General features: G+C 58.0%; 15 protein-coding genes. 7 read left to right on the top strand and 8 right to left on the bottom strand.

Features of this window, described 5'->3' with window-relative positions; all coding sequences use genetic code 11:
* Positions 1 to 84: 84 nt before the first annotated feature.
* A complete protein-coding gene (locus AB6729_RS16225; protein ID WP_371082706.1) occupies positions 85 to 246 on the top strand; it encodes a hypothetical protein in 162 nt (53 codons plus the stop codon).
* A 600-nt stretch (positions 247 to 846) separates the two neighbouring features.
* Here AB6729_RS16225 and AB6729_RS16220 read toward each other — a convergent pair.
* The 3 genes from AB6729_RS16220 to AB6729_RS16210 form a co-directional block, all read right to left on the bottom strand.
* Positions 847 to 2,103: a NupC/NupG family nucleoside CNT transporter gene (locus AB6729_RS16220; protein WP_371082705.1), complete on the bottom strand. Its 1,257-nt coding sequence runs from the start codon at positions 2,101 to 2,103 to the stop codon at positions 847 to 849.
* A gap of 91 nt (positions 2,104 to 2,194) precedes the next feature.
* Positions 2,195 to 2,947 carry a glucose 1-dehydrogenase gene (locus AB6729_RS16215; RefSeq protein ID WP_371082704.1) on the bottom strand — a complete coding sequence of 251 codons (753 nt, stop codon included), beginning with the start codon at positions 2,945 to 2,947 and terminating at the stop codon, positions 2,195 to 2,197.
* A gap of 218 nt (positions 2,948 to 3,165) precedes the next feature.
* On the bottom strand, positions 3,166 to 3,900 hold the full coding sequence (locus AB6729_RS16210; RefSeq protein WP_371082703.1) for an SDR family NAD(P)-dependent oxidoreductase: 735 nt from the start codon (positions 3,898 to 3,900) through the stop codon (positions 3,166 to 3,168).
* 154 nt (positions 3,901 to 4,054) lie between these two features.
* Here AB6729_RS16210 and AB6729_RS16205 point away from each other — a divergent pair, with 154 nt between their 5' ends.
* The 4 genes from AB6729_RS16205 to AB6729_RS16190 all read left to right on the top strand — a co-directional run bounded on the left by AB6729_RS16205 (position 4,055) and on the right by AB6729_RS16190 (position 7,451).
* A complete protein-coding gene (locus AB6729_RS16205; protein ID WP_371082702.1) occupies positions 4,055 to 4,822 on the top strand; it encodes a TIGR03435 family protein in 768 nt (255 codons plus the stop codon).
* Positions 4,823 to 4,854: 32 nt separating this feature from the next.
* Positions 4,855 to 5,850, top strand: coding sequence for an AraC family transcriptional regulator (locus AB6729_RS16200; protein WP_371082701.1), 996 nt, complete (start codon positions 4,855 to 4,857; stop codon positions 5,848 to 5,850).
* A 181-nt stretch (positions 5,851 to 6,031) separates the two neighbouring features.
* On the top strand, positions 6,032 to 6,838 hold the full coding sequence (locus AB6729_RS16195; RefSeq protein ID WP_371082700.1) for a UDP-2,3-diacylglucosamine diphosphatase: 807 nt from the start codon (positions 6,032 to 6,034) through the stop codon (positions 6,836 to 6,838).
* Entirely contained in the window at positions 6,735 to 7,451 is a 717-nt protein-coding gene (locus tag AB6729_RS16190) for a glycosyltransferase (protein WP_371082699.1), read from the top strand. The genes AB6729_RS16195 and AB6729_RS16190 overlap by 104 nt, the downstream gene beginning before the upstream one ends.
* Here the strand turns inward: AB6729_RS16190 and AB6729_RS16185 are convergent.
* Together AB6729_RS16185 and AB6729_RS16180 are read right to left on the bottom strand one after the other, a co-directional pair.
* A complete protein-coding gene (locus AB6729_RS16185; protein WP_371082698.1) occupies positions 7,448 to 8,782 on the bottom strand; it encodes a thymidine phosphorylase in 1,335 nt (444 codons plus the stop codon). The genes AB6729_RS16190 and AB6729_RS16185 overlap by 4 nt on opposite strands.
* Complete coding sequence (locus AB6729_RS16180; RefSeq protein WP_371082697.1) at positions 8,779 to 9,240, bottom strand: cytidine deaminase; 462 nt, start codon at positions 9,238 to 9,240, stop codon at positions 8,779 to 8,781. The genes AB6729_RS16185 and AB6729_RS16180 overlap by 4 nt, the downstream gene beginning before the upstream one ends.
* A gap of 124 nt (positions 9,241 to 9,364) precedes the next feature.
* Here AB6729_RS16180 and AB6729_RS16175 point away from each other — a divergent pair, with 124 nt between their 5' ends.
* Together AB6729_RS16175 and AB6729_RS16170 are read left to right on the top strand one after the other, a co-directional pair.
* On the top strand, positions 9,365 to 14,167 hold the full coding sequence (locus AB6729_RS16175) for a DNA glycosylase AlkZ-like family protein (protein ID WP_371082696.1): 4,803 nt from the start codon (positions 9,365 to 9,367) through the stop codon (positions 14,165 to 14,167).
* Positions 14,160 to 15,065, top strand: a complete 906-nt coding sequence (locus AB6729_RS16170; protein ID WP_371082695.1) for an Fpg/Nei family DNA glycosylase — start codon at positions 14,160 to 14,162, stop codon at positions 15,063 to 15,065. Before AB6729_RS16175 ends, AB6729_RS16170 begins: the two co-directional genes overlap by 8 nt.
* A 493-nt stretch (positions 15,066 to 15,558) precedes the next feature.
* Here the strand turns inward: AB6729_RS16170 and AB6729_RS16165 are convergent, their stop codons facing one another.
* The 3 genes from AB6729_RS16165 to lptE form a co-directional block, all read right to left on the bottom strand.
* Positions 15,559 to 16,176 carry an HAD family hydrolase gene (locus tag AB6729_RS16165; protein ID WP_371082694.1) on the bottom strand — a complete coding sequence of 206 codons (618 nt, stop codon included), beginning with the start codon at positions 16,174 to 16,176 and terminating at the stop codon, positions 15,559 to 15,561.
* Between the two features lie 3 nt (positions 16,177 to 16,179).
* A complete protein-coding gene (holA, locus tag AB6729_RS16160; RefSeq protein ID WP_371082693.1) occupies positions 16,180 to 17,355 on the bottom strand; it encodes a DNA polymerase III subunit delta in 1,176 nt (391 codons plus the stop codon).
* Between the two features lie 93 nt (positions 17,356 to 17,448).
* Entirely contained in the window at positions 17,449 to 17,964 is a 516-nt protein-coding gene (gene lptE / locus AB6729_RS16155) for an LPS assembly lipoprotein LptE (RefSeq protein WP_371082692.1), read from the bottom strand.

The following is a 17,964-nucleotide window of genomic DNA, read 5'->3' as shown; positions in this document are numbered from 1 at the left end:
AACTGCCGCATCGCGCCATGAAACTGCCTGCAGGACAACGGCGGTGTTGTGATGGGCCTCCAACAAAAAGGTTGGAGGTGCGCGATGGTTTACTACCTCGGATTGATGTTGCTTCCGCTGTTCCTGCTGGTCGCGCTGGGATGGATGTTTTTTTCCGGACGCAGAGAGAAGAGCGATGAGACGGGCAGGATTCAGGCACAGGCGGCACCACCACCACGGCCTCGTGCTGAAGGGCGCGAGCCTTGATTGGCTTTGGTTATATTCCTTCAGCGGCTGAAGCCGCTTTGTTCAGGCGGATCTTACGGCAGGGCTGAAGCCCTGCCCTTCCCCTTCCGAGAGAAGACGACCTTCGGTCGTTTGATCGCTCCTTTGGAGCGATGCCCAGGTTAGCTTCGCGAACCTGGGGCACTCGGTTTTGGCTGATGGTTCGTTTTGGGTTTCCTTGTGCGTTGTAGCGGGTGTGTAGGAAAGCAGGTCCTTCAGCTCCGCTTCGCTTCGTTCAGGATGACGGTCTTCGACCGTTTGAGCTTCGCTGAGATACAGGGTGATGAACTTCGTTCGTGGGAGTTTCGCTGGTTCACGCTTTCGCGTGAATGGAGCGGCGTTGCCGCTCGGCCCAGGTTAGCTTCGCGAACCTGGGGCACCCGGGTTTGTGGTCGGAAAGAATGGGGCGGCTGTGGTGATGCGAAGTGCGGGGAGATTCTTCGCTTTGCTCAGAATGATCATCGCCCTATGCGTGGCCCCATTGCTTCACCTACGCGAGGCCTATTGCTTCGCCTATGCGAGGCCCTTGCCTATCGCGTGACTATCGTCCCCCAGCGTTGTGATTGTCTTTGTGTTTTTCTCTTAGCGGATCAACATGCTTACGATGGAGGCGCTCATCAGGTTGGCGATGGTGCCTGCGAGGAGGGCTCGCATGCCGAGGCGGGCGAGTTCGTTGCGGCGGTTGGGGATCAGTGCACCTATGCCGCCGATCTGCATACCTACGGAACCAAGGTTCGCGAAACCGCAGAGCGCGAAGGTGGCGATGGCGAGGGTGCGCGTGCTGATCTGATGCGCGTTGGCTAGCTGGCCGAGTTGGGTGTAGGCGATGAACTCGTTCAGTACAGCGCGGGTGCCGATGAGGTTGCCGACGATGGGCGCGTCGTGCCACGGGATGCCGATGAGCCACGCGATGGGTGCGCAGAAGAAGCCGAGGATGGAGTTCAGTGTGGATGGGAAGCTGACGTTGTGGCCCGCGACCTGATGCACGCCGATGATGTTGTGGATGCCGGTAAGGATACCGTTCAGCAGTCCCACGAGTGCAAGGAAGCTGATGAGCATGATGGCGACGTTGAAGGCGAGTTGACCGCCATCGATGGTGCCGCGCGCGATGGCGCCGATGAGGTTTTCGTTTTTGTGTTCGTCTTCGCTCTTGATGTGGACGGTGCCGAGAGTTTCGGGGACTTCGGTTTCAGGCACGAGCATCTTTGCGATGAGGATGGTGCCGGGCGCGGTCATGATGACGGCGCTGAGCAGGTCCTGCGCGCGGATGCCGAACGAGATGTAAGCCGCCATGATGCCGCCGGAGACGTGCGCCATGCCGCTGGTCATGATGGTCATGAGTTCGGAGCGGGTGGCGTTGTTCAGGAAGGGGCGGATGGTGAGCGGAGCTTCCGTCTGGCCCATGAAGATGGAGGCCGCGACGTTGGTGGATTCCGCGCCGCTGGTGCCCATGGTGCGCTGCATGACCCATGCCATGCCACGGATGACGACCTGCATGATGCCGAGGTGATACAGCACGGCGAACAATGCCGACACGAAAATGATGGTGGGTAGAACGGCGAAGGCGAAGACTTGTAGCGGGCTGGTGGGATCGCCGAGTTTGCCAAAGACCATGGAAGAGCCGTCGACCGAATGCGCGAGCAGACCAGCTACCGCGCCCGCGCCCTTGGCGAGGATGAGCTGTCCGAAGCTCCACTTGATGACGAGGAAGGCGAAGAAGATTTGCAGGGAGAGGCCCCAGGCGACGGTGCGCCAACGGATGGCACGGCGGTCGGTGGAGAGGGCGTAAGCGACGCCAAGTAAAACGACAAGACCAATGAGTCCGGTAAAGCGGGCCAATGCGGGCCCTCCTCTGCTGCAAATCAGGTGCGTTGCAGAAAGAGTGTACCGGAGGCGAAGGGGAAACCGCCTCCGGCTTTTCACGGATTGTTTACACGGCTACGAAGCCGCCGTCGACGAAGAGCTCCACGCCGGCGACAAAGCTGCTGTCGTCAGAGGCGAGGAAGACGACGGCCTTGGCGATCTCGTCGGATTCGCCCATACGGCCAAGAGGCACGCCTGCCGTGATTTGCGTCTTGAATGCTTCTTCCGCAGCTGGATCGTTGCCGGTGATGGCGGCGATGGCGGGTGTGTCAATGGGGCCCGGGCTGACGACGTTGACGCGGATTTTGCGGTCTTTCAGCTCGTTGGTCCATGTGCGCGCGAAGGAGCGGACGGCTGCCTTGGTGGCGTTGTAGACACCGAATGCGGGGAAGCCTTTGATGGAGACGATGGATGCGTTCAGCACGATGGTGGCTCCGTCCGGCAGCAACGGCAACGCTTTCTGCACGGTGAAGACGAGGCCCTTCACATTGATATTGAAGGTTTTGTCGAAGTGCTCTTCCGTGTAGTTTTCGAGCGTCACGAATTCGCCGCCGCCTGCGTTGGCGAAGAGGATGTCGAGTTTGCCTTTTTCGGATTTGATCTGAGCGAAGAGTCGATCGAGGTCGGCGAGATTGGAGACATCGCCCTGAACGGCGGTGACATTTTTGCCGATGGTCTTTACAGCTTCATCCAGCGAGTTCTGACGTCGGCCAGTGATGAACACATATGCGCCTTCATCCACAAAGCGCTTTGCCGTTGCGAGGCCGATGCCACTGTTGCCGCCGGTGACGAGTGCGATTTTTCCGTCGAGTTTGCCCATGATTTTCTGATCCTTTTGACATTTCAATAACTATTGAAATGTTCTCAATCGGAATAGATTGCTGAGCGCGTGACGGGATTCATAAGTTTTTTAGGTGGATTTTTTTCGAAAGCCTGCTGGCGGAAAGAAAGCTCGTCTACAGACGCTTAAAGACTTGTTACCTATCGGATCCCGGTGAGTGCATTGGCAATGATGCATTCACCGAGATCCGCTGATTATCAGATAGCCGAGAAGCCTCCATCGACATTCAACTCCACGCCATTCACGAAGCTCGAATCGTCGGAAGCAAGAAACAGCGCAACCGTCGCGATTTCTTCCGGTTGCCCCATCGTTCCCCGCGGGATCAGCGATTCAAACATCTTCTTCGCCTCCGGGGTGAGGACTTCTTCCTGCATGGGCGTGGCGATTGGCCCCGGGCCCAGCACGTTGACACGGATATTCCTGCCCTTCAGTTCGTTGAGCCATGTGCGTGCGAAGGAGCGCAATGCTGCCTTGCTGGCGGCATAGACGCCGAAACCGGGAAACCCCTTAATCGAAGCAACGGAGCCGGTCATGATGATCGATCCGCCATCGTTGAACAGCGGCAACGCCTTCTGCACCGTAAACAGCGTTCCGCGCGCATTCAGGCCGAAGGTCGCATCGAAGTGCTGCTCGGTAATCTCGCCCAGGGGTAGGGCCTCGCCCGTGCCAGCACTTGCGAACAGGACGTCGATCTTGCCCTTTTCGCGCTTGACCGTGTCGAACAGCCGGTCGAGGTCGTCGAGGTTGGCCGCGTCACCGCGCACGCCGGTCACATTCCGGCCAATCAGCTTGACAGCCTCATCAAGCTGCTCCTGTCTCCTGCCCGTGATGAAAACGTAGGCACCTTCTTCAACAAAGCGCCTGGCGCTCGCCAGCGCCATGCCGCTTGATCCACCTGTGACGACTGCGACCTTACCTTCCAGCTTTCCCATACTTGCTCCTTCGGTGGATGTCCGGCATCCACTGCTGAGGAGTAGAGTTCTTTTGTGGTGGACGAGAACTGCTTGATAGTCCTAAATTTTTGTCTATTCGTCCAAAGAACAGGATGATTGCACTACAGCTAAATCGTGATAAGGTGCGTACCAAATGCGCTATTTTTCGGCTTTCACGCTCTCAGTAATCGCCTGTATAGGGATAATGCCTATGCTGAACGCACAGAGCATCCTCGAGGTTTCTGCAGTCAAACCGCATCCTGAAAATGCGCCGTGCGGAGAATCCCGCGTGCTTGGCGGGGGCCATGTCGAAATCGCATGCTTCACTCTCGAGCTCATGATTCGCGAAGGTTTCAATGTCCTTCCGTTTCAGGTAACGGGTGGCCCTCAATGGGTCCGGCATGACATGTGGGATATCGTCGCGAAGGATAACAACGCGGCAGGGAAACGCGACGATGACGTGTATCGAGAGGTGCTTCTTGCAGTTGCCCGTGAGAGCTTTAGTCTGAAGCTTCATACGGAAAAACGACGAGCAAAGGGCTTTGCGCTGACCGTGGCGACCGCTGGGACACTCGGACCTCGGCTGACGCCTGCCAGCGGGCAGCCGTACTTGTTTGAGATGAAGCCAGGACCATCCGTGATTGCTCACGGCATCACCATGAGCGAATTCGCAGAGTGGCTGAAGTGGCCGGCGGGCGCAGGAAGAGTTGTGGAAGACAGGACCGGCTTGTCCGGCCGGTATGACGTGACTCTTCGCTGGACACCGCTACGAACCGATCAAATGAAAGATCCATCCACCGACAACGACGGGCCAGTGATCTTTACGGCGTTGCGAGAGCAACTGGGCCTGAAACTCGTCACCACACAAGTAGAGCAGGACAATTACGAGATTCAGTCTGCGGAACGTCCCGGCTCAAACTGAATGTTTCTGGAGAATTTCCTGGTGAGGCTGAGTTGGATCCGATAACAGACATCTTCCGAACGATGCACGTAACCGCCTTTGGCCTGCACAGGCTGGAAGCCACAGCGCCGTGGGGCATAAAACAGGAAAATCAGGCCGAAGAAGCAGTCACGTCTTCCGGCAAGAAGACTTCGCCCACAGACTTGGCGCATTTCGCCATGCTTTCGCGCGGCAACTGCTGGCTGAGTGTGGAAGGGATTGCAGAGCCGATTCCCCTCACCGGTGGTGATTGCTTTTTGCTGGCTAAGGGGACTTCGATTGTGTTGCGCGATAGTCCGCGAACAGGTCCCAGGTGGACTTTCCGCGAGATCGGCGCCAGCGCCAACGGCAATATCGCTCACTGTGGAGGCGGTGGTACACCCACGACCATCGTCTGCGGATCCCTGAGTTTCGATCACGCCAGCCTGAAGCCAATCACGCAATTACTGCCGAGCTTCATTTTGATGAAGGCTGATGAGGCACGCACGCTTGCTCTTCACAACACAGTGCAGGCGCTTGCTTCGGAAATGGCAGAACAGGCGCCGGGATCGGAAGTCGTTGCGACTCGGCTTGCCGAGGTGCTGTTTATCCAGGTGCTCCGGGCGCACATCGCGTCAGGACCGGAACGCAATAAAGGATGGCTTCGCGCGATTTTCGATCCTCAAATGGGCACTGCCCTGAGTGCCATTCATGACAGAGTGAATACACCCTGGACGGTGGAATCCCTGGCCACAACGGCTGGCATGTCTCGCTCCGCATTTGCAGCACGTTTTAAACAGCTGCTTGGACAAACACCATTGGAGTATGTAAGCGAGTGGCGGATGCAGAAGGCGATGCAGCTACTCCAGAAGCGTGACAAGAAGCTCATCGACGTCGCTCGGTTGATTGGTTACGAATCCGACGCTGCGTTCAGTAAGGCGTTCAAGCGAATTGTCGGGGTCAACCCCGGTGAATACCTCAAACGTGGTTTTGAAGGCCACGTTAATGCCGGAATGGCGGAAGATGTTTGAAGCGTAGGGTTCTGACTTTGGTGGCGGGCTCAAGTGCCAGTGGAAGTGTGTTCTTCCACTGTGCTCTATGTGGTTACAGCTCTTATGCAATGCAGGAGGTATTTGGAGAGTAACCCTTCGTCATGGATAGTTCACACTGCGGTCATGGTGTAGCAATGAGCGTGCGGAAAGATGGTGGGGTATGGTGCGGACCTGCGATACGCTCATCCTCTCCGACGTCCACCTGGGCTCTGATGTTAGCCGGGCGGAAGAAGCCATGGAAGTGCTGGAAGGCGTGGACTTCCGGCAATTGATCCTGTTGGGTGATATTTTCAGCGGTCTTGATTTTGCGCGATTGAAGCGACAGCACTGGGATTTTCTGTCGTGTATCCGCAGGCTCTCCAACCCGAAGCAGCGTCGCACGATTGTGTGGGTGGAAGGAAATCACGATCACGGGTTGTCGCAACTGATGTCACACATGGTGGGCGTGCCGGTGTATCAGCGGTATGTGTGGGAGTATGCAGGCAAACGGCACCTGGCGGTGCATGGGCACCAGTTCGATCGTTTTATTAATCGCAATATCCTGTTGAGCCGATTCTTTGAAGGCTTCTATGAGATGTCGCAGCGGATGGATGGCGAGGAGCAGCGGATGTCACGTTGGTTTGATCGCTTCAGCACACGCTGGTTGCGGTTGACGGACAAGGTAGCGGAAGGGGCGCTGGCGTATGCGAAGGATGGCCACGCAGACCGCGTGTTCTGCGGGCATACGCATGAAGCGATGCAACGTACGGAAGGCAGCATTGAGTATTTCAACTCCGGGTGCTGGACAGATACACGCGCCACGTTTTTGACTATTGACCGCAAGGGGGTCCAGATCCATGAATATCAACCCGGAACTGTCTATCGTGATCCCGGCAAAGAACGAATCGAAGCACCTGCCTTCGCTGCTGAGCTCGTTGGCGAAACAGGACTATCCGGCTATCGCGGATACGGAAGTATTCGTTGCTGATGCGGGTTCGACCGATGGTACCGCTGCGATTGCACGCAGCTATGACAACCTGTTGAGCATTCGCGTGATTGAGGGCGGATTGCCGTCAGTGGGACGGAATCGCGGCGCGGCGCAGAGCACGTCGCGCTATGTGTTGTTTCTGGATGCGGATGTGGAGTTGCGCGATCGTACGCTGTTGCGCCGTGCAGTGGCTGCGATGCAGAAGCAGCGTTTGCACTGCCAGACGGTGGACATTGCGTGTGCGGAAGGCACGTGGGCGGATCGGTTGCTGTATTGGGGTAACAGCCGGATGCAGCGGTTGAGCGCATGGGGTATGCCGTTTGGCACAGGGATGTTTCTGATGTTTGAGCGCGGACGTTTTCATGAGCTGCGCGGCTTTGCGGAAGATGCTGTTTTTGCTGAGGATTTTCTGCTGACGAAGCAGGTTTCACCGCTGCGCTTTTCCGTGGTGGATGGATGCATCTATACGTCGAACCGCCGGTTCCGCAGAACGGGACATGCGCGCATGGTGTTTCTATTTTTCTGGACGCTGCTGAACTGCAGAAACCGCAGCCACTTTGTACGTGACCACGGTTACTGGGATGGCGCTACGGAGACTGTCAGCAAAGCTTAGTGCGTGTGGTCTGCAACGATGACCTGGCGGATGAGCGGCTGCTTCAGGTGAAGCTTCTGCTCAATCTGGATGGTCTCTCGCAGCATTTTTTCCGGCGTGTCGAGTAAGTCGGCGTCTTCCGAAAATAGTGTGACGAGTGGTTGTCCCCTGGTGATGCGATCACCGATCTTTGCGTGCATCTCAATGCCTGCGTGGGCTGAGACGGGATCGCCTGGTTTTTCGCGACCTGCGCCGAGACGCTGCACTGCCCAGCCGACCTGGGTGCAATCCATGCAGGCGAGATAACCGGCGGATTCCGCGTAAAGAACGCGTGTGGCCTTGGGTTTGTGAAAGGCTGCGGGATCGTCGAAGGGCTTGATGTCGCCGCCTTGTAGCTTTGTCATCTCAATCCATTTTGCGTAGGCAGAGCCGTCGTGGAGCAGAGCGAGGGATTTTATTTTGCCCTCTTCCGGGCTGCTGCTGATGCCGCCGAGATAGAGCATCCATCCGGAGAGAGTGACGGAGAGTTCGATCAGGTCAGCATACATGGGGTGATGGATGCCCTTCATGATGTCGATGCACTCCCACACTTCAATCCAGTTGCCGGAGAAGCGTCCGAGTGGCTCGTCCATGGTGGTGAGCAGGGCAACAGTGCGTGTGCCGTTGCCTTCGCCTGTGCTGACCATGAGGCGTGCGAGATGTTCGCTGTCCTCGTACTTTTTCATGAACGCGCCGCTGCCTGTTTTCACGTCGAGCACGAGGCCGTTGAGGCCTTCCGCGAGCTTCTTGCTCATGATGCTGGCGGTGATGAGGTACGGCGATTCCACGGTGCCGGTGTGGTCACGGAGTGCGTAGAGAATGCGGTCGGCGGGGACTAGATTTTTCGTCTGGCCGATCATGCTGAAGCCGCACTTTGCGATGATTTCGCCGAACTGTTCGAGCGAGAGTTGCGTGTTGAAACCGGGGATGGTTTCGAGCTTGTCGAGTGTGCCGCCGGTGTGTCCAAGCGAACGGCCGCTGATCATGGGGTCAGCGAGGCCTGCTGCAGCGACGATGGGTGCGATGAGTAAGGAACTCTTGTCGCCGACGCCGCCGGTGGAGTGCTTGTCTACCGTGAACTTGTTGAGGAAGGCAGAGTCGAAGACTTCGCCGCTGCGGCGCATGGCATCGGTTAGCGTGGCGAGTTCGCGCGAGCTGAGGCCTTTCTGAAAGATGGCCATGAGCAACGATGCGATGCGCGCGGGTGTGATGGCTTCATCGACGACACCGGCGATGAAGCTGCGGATTTCAGCTTCGGAGAGTTCGTGGCCGTCGCGTTTGTGCAGGATGACGTCGATGGGATGAATGCTCATGATGATTTGGATGCTGCCTGTTGCAGGCTTTGTGCGTTGAAGGATGCAGGAAGGAGGTCGGCGAGGGTGCATTCACCGGGCTCGCCGTGTTCTGCGGGGAAAAAGATACGGCATGTGGGCGCTGCGAATTCTGCGATGGTTTGACGGCAGGCGCCACAGGGCTGGCAGGCGATGGTGGCGTCTTCATTGGCGACGGCAACGGCGACGATGCGGACGTGCGAACCGCGCTCCACCACGGCACGTGCGATGGCGGCCTGTTCGGCGCAGGTGGTCAGGCGATAGCTGGCGTTTTCCACGTTGCAACCGGTGATGACGTGGCCGTCCTCTAACAGGAGCGCCGCGCCGACGTGGAAGTGGCTGTAGGGCGCGTAGGCGTGTTTTGCGGCGTGGGCGGCCTGTTCGCGCAGGCTGCGGATGCGGCTTTCGTCCAGGTTTGCGGATTTGTTTTCCAGCGACATAGATTGCTGAGGCTAAACCTCCACGCGAAAGGTTGCAAGCCATGCGTCGCAAAGGGGCACCTTCACGTCTAACATGCTGCCAGATATGCCTGCTAAAAAAACAGCGACGAAACGAAAGCAGCCGATGAAGCCGGAGCGTGTGGACGCTACTGTGCAGGTGGTGGATCCTGCCGAGACGAGCGCGGACGACTCGGTGTTGGATCTATTTCATCCAGTGACGGCGGGCTGGTTTCGTGCAGTGTTTGAAGGGCCAACCGTGCCTCAGCGCGAAGGCTGGCCAGCGATTTCGCGTGGGGATTCCACGTTGATCCTTGCGCCTACTGGTACAGGCAAAACGCTGACGGCATTTCTCTGGTGTCTGGATCGGTTGATGTTGCAGCCTCGTGCTTCTGTCTCTGAGCCCGAGAAACCGAAGCGTGGGCGCAAGGCTATTGCCACTTCTGTTTTGCAGGGAGTGCGTGTTGTTTATATTTCACCGTTGAAAGCGCTGGCGGTGGATGTGGAACGCAACCTGCGCTCGCCTTTGCAGGGCATTGCGAATATGGCGCAACGTATGAGTGTCTCTGTGCATATACCGGAGATCAGCGTTCGTACGGGTGATACGCCTGCGAATGAACGCGCGCGGTTCAGCAAACATCCCGGCGAGATTTTGATCACTACGCCGGAGTCATTGTATTTGTTGCTGACTTCGAATGCGGGCGAGGCACTGCGCAGTGTTGAGACGGTGATCATTGATGAGATTCATGCGCTGGTGCCGACGAAGCGCGGCGCGCACATGGTGTTGTCGTTGGAACGGCTGGAGGCACTTGCTGGACGCAAAGTGCAGAGGATTGGATTGTCTGCAACGCAGAGGCCACTGGAGGAGGTGGCGCGGTTCCTTGGTGGTGCGGAGCAACAGGTCAGCGAGTCAGTAAGTCAGCGAGACAGCGATGTGGTGGACGATGGTTCTATTCGCGGTGAGGATGCGAATGAGGCCGGCGGGATTCGTTATCGGCCTGTGGCGATTGTGAATGCGGGGGCGCGGAAGCGGTTGGAGTTGACCGTGGAAGTGCCGGTGGAAGACATGGCGAAGCTTGGCATGATTCAGGAGATGCCGAGCGGGCCGGCTTCGCAGGGGCCGAAGCGAACGAGTATCTGGCAGAGTATCCATCCACGTTTGCTGGATCTGATTCGCGCACATCAATCGACGATTCTGTTTGTGAATGCGCGGCGCATTGCAGAGCGTCTGGCGGGTGCGATCAATGAGCTTGCGGGTGAGCCGATTGCGCGTGCGCATCATGGTTCGCTTGCGGCATCGCAACGCAGTGAGATTGAAGAGTTGTTGAAGGCTGGTGAGATTCGTGCGCTGGTGGCGACGTCTTCGCTTGAGCTTGGCATTGATATGGGCGCGGTCGATCTGGTGATTCAGATTGAAGCGCCACCTTCGGTTGCGAGTGGGATGCAGCGCATTGGGCGTGCAGGGCACCAGGTAGGCGCGCCTTCGAAGGGCATTATTTTTCCGAAGTATCGTGCTGACCTGATTGCGTGTGCTGCCGTCACGCGCGCGATGCATGAAGGGCATGTGGAGAGTACGCGCTATCAACGCAATGCGCTGGATGTGCTGGCGCAGCAGATGGTGGCGATCATTGCACATCCACCGCTGCCTGTTGCGGAGGCGGAGCGCAGGATGAAGCGGTTCCGCAGCGATGAAGAGGATGCTCCGGGTATTGCGTATGACGAGTTGCTGCGCATGGTGCGTTCGTGCAGTGGATATGCGGGTTTAAGCACGCAGATGTTTGATGGTGTGCTGGACATGCTGGCGGGGCGGTATCCGTCGGATGAGTTTGGTGAACTGCGTCCGCGCATCACGTGGGACAGAACGAAGCAGTGGTTGACGCCTCGGCAGGGTGTGAAGCGGATTGCGATTCTGAATGGCGGTACGATTCCGGATCGCGGTTTGTATGGTGTGTTTCTTTCCGGTGAGCGATCGAAGCCGATTCGCGTGGGCGAGTTGGATGAAGAGATGGTGTTTGAAGCGCGCACGGGTGAGATGTTTGTTCTGGGCGCGAGTACGTGGCGCATTGATGAGATTACGCATGATCGCGTGTTGGTTTCGCCTGCTCCGGGTGAGCCGGGGAAGATGCCTTTCTGGCATGGCGATCAAGCGGGTAGGCCATTGGAGTTTGGTCGGCGCATTGGTGCATTGATTCGTGAACTGCGCGATATGCCGCGTGCCGCTGCTGTGTCGCGATTGACGCGTGAGCATGACCTGGATCAGCTTGCTGCCGAGAATGTGATGCGCTACCTGGCGGATCAGGAGGTGGCGACGGAACAGGTGCCGGATGATCGCACCATCGTTGTTGAGCGCGTGCGCGATGAGCTTGGCGACTGGCGTGTGTGCGTGATGACGCCGTTTGGTTCGCGTGTTCATGCGCCTTGGGCCATGGCAGTGCAGGGACGGATTCGCGCTGCAGGTGCGCTGGATGTAGAGACGATGTGGAGCGAGGATGGCTTCGTTGTTCGCTTTCCTGAGGCGGATAATGCGCCGGATGTAGAGCCGTTCTTTCCTGGGGCGCAGGAGGCAGTGGAGTCTGTGCAGCGGCAGTTGGGGTCGACTGCGTTGTTTGCTGCGAAGTTTCGTGAGGCTGCTGCGCGTGCGTTGTTGTTGCCTCGTCGTCGTGCGGATGGTCGTGCACCCTTGTGGCAGCAACGCAAACGTGCGTATGACTTGTTGGCTGTTGCTGCGCGTTATCCGGAGTTTCCGATGTTGCTGGAGGCGTATCGCGAGTGTTTGCGCGATGTGTTCGATATGCCTGCGCTTGCCGAAATTCTTAGGAGTATTGAGCAGCGACAGATTCGCGTGCATACCGTGGATTCGCGTACGCCGTCTCCGTTTGCTTCTGCGTTGTTGTTCTCTTACGTTGCGAATTACATCTATGACGGCGATGCTCCTTTAGCCGAGCGCCGTGCGCAGGCGTTGGCGATTGATCAGGACCAGTTGCGTGAGTTGATGGGCGATGCCGATCTGCGCGAGTTGCTGGATCGTAATGCGATTGAGGAGACGGAAGAACAGTTGCAAATGCTGGCCGATGACTATCGCGCGCGCACGATGGATGGCGTGCATGACATGCTGCTGCGGCTGGGTGATCTGAGTCGTGCGGAGTTGTTGCGGCGGTGTGTCACGCCAGAGGTTGCGATTACGCTGGATCGTTTGGCGAAGGCGCGACGTGCGCTGGAATTGCGCATTTGTGGTGAGAAGCGATGGATTGCTGTGGAGGATGCGGCGCGGTATCGCGATGCGCTGGGCATCCCATTGCCTCCGGGATTGCCGACGGCGTTTCTGGAGCCTTCTGCGGATGCGATTACGGATTTGATTCGGCGCTATGGGCGTACGCATGGGCCGTTTACAACGGCGAAGGTGGCAGCGCGGTTTGAAGTGCCGGTGCAGACTGTTGAGGCGGTGTTGCAAAAGCTGGTGGGCATGGGGCGCGTGGTGGAGGGCGCCTTCTGTCCTGGTGGGCAGGAGCGTGAATGGTGCGATGTGGAGGTGCTGCGCACTATTCGGCGGAGATCGTTAGCCAGGTTACGCAAAGAGGTTGAGCCGGTGGAGCAGCAGACACTGGCGCGTTTGTTTACGCATTGGCAGGGCGTGTTGACGCCGCGGCGTGGACTGGATGCACTGCTGGATGCGATTGAGAATCTGCAGGGCGCGCCGCTGCCCGCCTCGTTGCTGGAGACGGAGATACTGCCTGCGCGTATTGCGAATTATCGACCTGCCGATCTGGATACGTTGATTGCTGCGGGTGAGGTAACGTGGGCGGGATTTGAACCGATTGGCGAGCGCGATGGGCGCGTGAGTTTGTATCTTACGGAGAAACTGCCGGTGCTGTGGCCTGTTGTGAATACGCAGCAGGCTGCTGCTGCCATTGAGAGTGGAAGCAATACGCGTGAGCGTGAGGAGAGGATCGTTGCGTATCTGCGCGCTCATGGTGCTTCGTTCTTTCAGAATGTGCATGACGGCACGGGTGGTGGATTTCAGAACGAGACGATTGAAGCGCTGTGGAACCTGGTGTGGCGTGGTGCGATTACGAATGATTCGTTGCAGGCGCTGCGGGCTTATACGAATCGTGAATCGTCGAGTGCAAGGAAGCCTGCGCGGCGTGTGCATAATCAGCAGGCTGCGTTTCGTTCGCGCAGGACGACGCCGCCAACAGCGCAGGGACGTTGGGTGTTGCATCCTGCGTTTGGTGTGGTGAACCGCAATGCGACGGAGTGGTCGCATGCAGAGGCGCAGCAGTTGTTGCAGCGATACGGCGTAGTGTTTCGTGAGACAGCACATGCGGAGAATCTGCCGGGTGGTTTCTCTGCGGTGTATGACGTGTTGAAGGCGCTGGAAGAAAGTGGCAAGGTGCGTCGCGGATACTTTGCTGCAGAGCTGGGAGCGACGCAGTTTGCTTTGCCGTCTGCGCTGGATCTATTGCGGTCGTTGCGCAATAAACGGCTGGATAGCGATCCGGAGATGGTGGTGTTGGCGGCGACCGATCCTGCGAATCCTTATGGTGTTTTGTTGCGTTGGCCTGCGGTGGGTGAGGGCGTTTCGTTGCAGCGGAGCGTGGGTGCGCGCGTTGTTTTAGCGGATGGTGCGCTGGTGGCTTACATGCGGCGTGGCAACCCGAATATCCAGGTGTTTCTGCCGGAAGAAGAACCGCAGCGTGGACACGTGATGCGCGCGCTGGCTCGGTACTTTGTGGTGATGGCGCAGATGCATGAATCTGAACGCGCGGGTGCTGGGATGTTTGTGCAGACGATCAATGGTGTGAATGTTGCTGAGCACCCCATGGCGCGGATGCTGTTGGATGCTGGATTTTTGGCGGCTCCGATGGGGTTTAATTTGAGACGGAATCTGCCCGTGCCAGGTGTAACCGAACGGTCGGTGGGCAATGCCTGAAGGGGATACCATCTATCGTTCTGCGCGGGCGCTTGCGAAGGTGCTGGTGGGGAAGCATGTCACAAAGTTTGATACGGGATACGCGCATCTGGCTGCGGTGGATGATGACCGGCCTGTGGTGGGCCGTTTGATTGAGAAGGTGGAGGCGCGGGGGAAGTGGCTGCTTATCTATTTCTCTGGCGATCTGATTCTTGTTTCGCACATGCTGATGAATGGTTCATGGCATATCTATCGCACGGGTGAGAAATGGTGGTCGCCGAAGAAGGCGATGCGTGTGTTGCTTGAGGTGGAGGGGTGGCAGGCGGTTGCTTTCAATGTGCCTGTTGCGGAGTTTCATACCGCGGCTTCACTTGCGCGTAAAAGCAATGTGCCGAAGCTTGGGCCGGATATTTTGTCCGAGAGCTATAACGCAGATGTTGGTTATGCCGCATTGAAGGCGCGTGCGGCTTCACATCCTGAGGATGAGATTGCGAATGTGTTGCTGAATCAACATGTGATTGTCGGGTTGGGCAATGTCTATAAGAGCGAGGTTTGTTTTGCTGCGCGGGTGCATCCGTTTCGTTTGATGAAGACGATTAGCGATGATGAGATGTGGCAGATGGCCGATGTTGCGCAACGGTATATGAAGGCCAATGTGGTTGAAGGCAGCAGTGAAGGCATTGTGACCTATACCGGGAAGCGGCGCACGACGTATCAGACTCGCAGGGAGGATCGACTTTGGGTGTATGGGCGGCGTGGGTTAGAGTGTCGGCGTTGCGGTGGGGTGATTGCGTATCGCAAGCAGGGGACAGGGGCACGGTCGACTTATTGGTGTATGGAGTGTCAGCCGTGGGTTGGGGATGGTGCGGCGGTCGCGGGGTTAAGTACACCTGTGCGTAGGGTTCGGATGAGTTGCTGAGGTTTGCATTCCCTCCGGGGCTAAAGCCCCTTTGCTTTCGTGGGCGTTTACGGCAGGGCTGAAGCCCTTCCCTTCCGAGAGAAGAGGGCGCACTTTGCTCGTATGGAACAACGTATGAGTTGCTCGTATGGAGCGGCGTATGAATTGTTGATGCTTTCTTGTCTTCCTGCAAAATCGTAGTGGTGCGAGAGGAATGCAGATCCTTCGGCTTCGCTCAGGATGACGAACTTCGTTCGTATGAGCTTCGCTGGTTCGCGCTTCCAGCGCGAATGGAGCGGCTTTGCCGCTCGGCCCAGGTTAGCTTCGCGAACCTGGGGCACCCGGAGTTTGTGGCTGGAAGCTTCGAGCGATTGTGGTGAGTTGGAGTCTGTTGGGATTTCCGTTCGCTTCGCTCAGGGCATGCTTCGCTTTGCTCAGAATGACAGATGGATGATTGCTGGATGACGCTGAGTGGCGGATATATTGCAGGTGTTGAGATGCCCGTCCTGGGAAGCTACTTACGCTTCCAGCGTGGGGTCCAGTGGTTGCGGATGTCGATGTGTTGCATGCCTGCGCGGCTGGCTGCTGTGAGGCCTTCGTGTGAGTCTTCGAGGACGAGGCAGCGGGCTGCGGCGATATTGAGGCGCTCGGCGGCTTTGAGGTAGATGTCCGGTTCGGGCTTGCCGTGCTTCACGTCTTCAATGCTGACGATGGTGTTGAAATATCCGATGAGATTGGTGGCGGTGAGTGCGCCGTTGACGGCTACTCGTTGCGCGTTGGTGACGACGGCCATGGGGACTTGGCCCTGCCATGCGCGTGCTACGTCTGCAACGATGGTGACTTCTTCCAGTGCGTGTGCGGCTTCGGTGTAGCCCACGGTGCAGCGGTGGAAGAACTCTTCCCGTGTGATATTGAGCGCGCCGATGGCGGCTTCGTAATTATCCATGAGGTCTACAGGGGAGAGGCCGAGACGTTCGAAGTACCAGTCGCGCGGCATGGGTGCTGAGTGCGGATGCAGCGCGTTGGTGATGGCGAGATGCCATGCGGGCGCGGATTCGACGAGTGTACCGTCGCAGTCAAAGAGGATGGCGTCGAAGGTGTCCGCTTCCAATTCAATTGGCTTTTCGTGCAACGTTTACATCTCCAGTGCGAACTGCGCGGATTCTGCGAAGACACCATTGCGGGGTTCGGTGGCGAGGTCGAGGATGAGGCGTTCGAGTACGAGTGTCTTGTCGACGGGGCCGCTGCGCAGTTCGATGTCGGCACGTGCGATGAGGCGCATGGCGCGTGAGATTTCGCGGCGCGATTTGTAGCGGCGTGCCTGCTGGATCAAAACGTCGGCAGCGAAGGGAGGCATGCGAAAGCCCTGCCAGAGAACCTGCCAGATGGCGCGTGAGTCACGCACGTTTTTCTCGTGGATGATGAGCATCTGGCGATAGGTGCGCGCCAGCATGTAGAGATGGCCGATGGCGGAATCTTCGCCGCCATCGCTGGCGTGCAGAAGGCCATGCAGCAGTGAGAGTGCGCGTGGGCGGTCGCGTTGCGAGAGCGCGTCGGTCAGTTCGTAGAGCGAACGCTGCTTGGCTGCGAGCACCATCGTTTCGACGTCGCCGAGTGTGATGTGACCGAACTGTGTGGCGTCGAGGTTGTTTTCGCGGACGGGCGCGCTGACGTAGAGCAGCAGCTTTTCCAGTTCGCTGCGGATGATCATCATGTCCACGGCGAGTGCGTCGACGAGTTCGCGTGCGGCATCGGGATCGCACTTGACGCCACGTTCTTCCGCAGTGCCGATGACCCAGCGTGCGGCGTCGCTCTCTTCTACTTTTTGCAGTTCCACGATGCCGCAGTATTCACCGAGTGTTTCCTTGATGCGGTCGTAGCGGTCCTTGTCTTCGCGCTCCATGCGGCGAAGGTCAGTGGGCAGCGTGAGGTGGTCTGCGACGAAGAGAATGAGTGCCTGCGGGTTGGGCGACTGGAAGTAGCGGTCGAGTGCTGCGAACTCTTCCTTCTTTGCGCCGCGTCCGTAGAGGCTCTTGAGGCCGCGGATAAAGATGACCTGGAAGGGCGCCATGAGTGATGGCGTCTGTGCGAGGTCGAGCGCTTCAAAGATGGTGGTTTCGCTGCCGAGTTCGAGGTCGTGCAGACAGAAGTCGCGGAGGTCGGTGGGGACGAGCTTTTCGAGGATGCCCTGGCGCGCGCGTTCGTAGAGGAATATCTCATCGCCCAGAAGGACGTAGGCCGGTCGCATCTCGGCGGTGCCGAGTTGGGCGAGGAAGCGGTCTGTGGATGCGAACGAACGTAACGGCGGCACTGGTATCTATTTTCGACGAGATGTGGGGCTGTGTGTGCCCTGAATGCGGTGCAGGAATCAACTGCGCAACACTGTGGAAGACGTGGGACAAAACTAAAAGCTATTCAGGATGTCGGCAACGATCTCGCTGGCCATGTCGCGCGAGAGGCGTCGGACGGCGGCGCTGTCTTCCTGAATGAAGGCGCTGAGGTCCTGCGTGGACTGGTATTGCTCGCGGAAGCTGAGTTTGTCGTTTTGGTAGAGGACGTGGCCATCGCGGGCGGTGAGCATGATCTTTGCCGTGATCTGGATGAGGTAACTGGATGTGGAGCCGGTGCTGGGATCGTAGGTGAGCGGTGCGATGGTTTCCGTGAGGACGGTGCCCGTGAGCGTGGCGTCGGCAGATTCAGGATCGTCGGACGCGGTGATGTGATAACGCGTGCGGGTGTTGAGTTCGCGGATAGTCGCGTCGGTCAGGGCGACTTCCGTACGGTATTGCACCACGTTGGTTTTGAAGATGGGGACAGCCAGGGTGCGGACGTTGGCCGGAACGTGCGCGGCCGAGCCTGCTACGTGGTAACCGCAGCCGGTGAGGGCTGTGAATGCAAGAAGCAGAAAAGACCGTAGCAT

This window comes from Terriglobus sp. RCC_193, from assembly GCF_041355105.1.
GTDB lineage: Bacteria > Acidobacteriota > Terriglobia > Terriglobales > Acidobacteriaceae > Terriglobus.
Note: the sequence above shows the minus strand (reverse complement) of the source record. Positions and strands in the feature narration are given on the sequence as shown.

What these genes read in the sequence shown, in the direction of transcription:
- AB6729_RS16180 (WP_371082697.1), bottom strand. Translation starts at nt 9,240, where the DNA reads ATGTCGCTGGAAAACAAATCCGCAAACCTGGACGAAAGCCGCATCCGC.
- AB6729_RS16170 (WP_371082695.1), top strand. Translation starts at nt 14,160, where the DNA reads ATGCCTGAAGGGGATACCATCTATCGTTCTGCGCGGGCGCTTGCGAAG.
- AB6729_RS16185 (WP_371082698.1), bottom strand. Translation starts at nt 8,782, where the DNA reads ATGAGCATTCATCCCATCGACGTCATCCTGCACAAACGCGACGGCCAC.
- AB6729_RS16205 (WP_371082702.1), top strand. Translation starts at nt 4,055, where the DNA reads ATGCGCTATTTTTCGGCTTTCACGCTCTCAGTAATCGCCTGTATAGGG.
- AB6729_RS16175 (WP_371082696.1), top strand. Translation starts at nt 9,365, where the DNA reads ATGAAGCCGGAGCGTGTGGACGCTACTGTGCAGGTGGTGGATCCTGCC.
- lptE (WP_371082692.1), bottom strand. Translation starts at nt 17,964, where the DNA reads ATGCTACGGTCTTTTCTGCTTCTTGCATTCACAGCCCTCACCGGCTGC.
- AB6729_RS16210 (WP_371082703.1), bottom strand. Translation starts at nt 3,900, where the DNA reads ATGGGAAAGCTGGAAGGTAAGGTCGCAGTCGTCACAGGTGGATCAAGC.
- AB6729_RS16225 (WP_371082706.1), top strand. Translation starts at nt 85, where the DNA reads ATGGTTTACTACCTCGGATTGATGTTGCTTCCGCTGTTCCTGCTGGTC.
- AB6729_RS16195 (WP_371082700.1), top strand. Translation starts at nt 6,032, where the DNA reads ATGGTGCGGACCTGCGATACGCTCATCCTCTCCGACGTCCACCTGGGC.
- AB6729_RS16215 (WP_371082704.1), bottom strand. Translation starts at nt 2,947, where the DNA reads ATGGGCAAACTCGACGGAAAAATCGCACTCGTCACCGGCGGCAACAGT.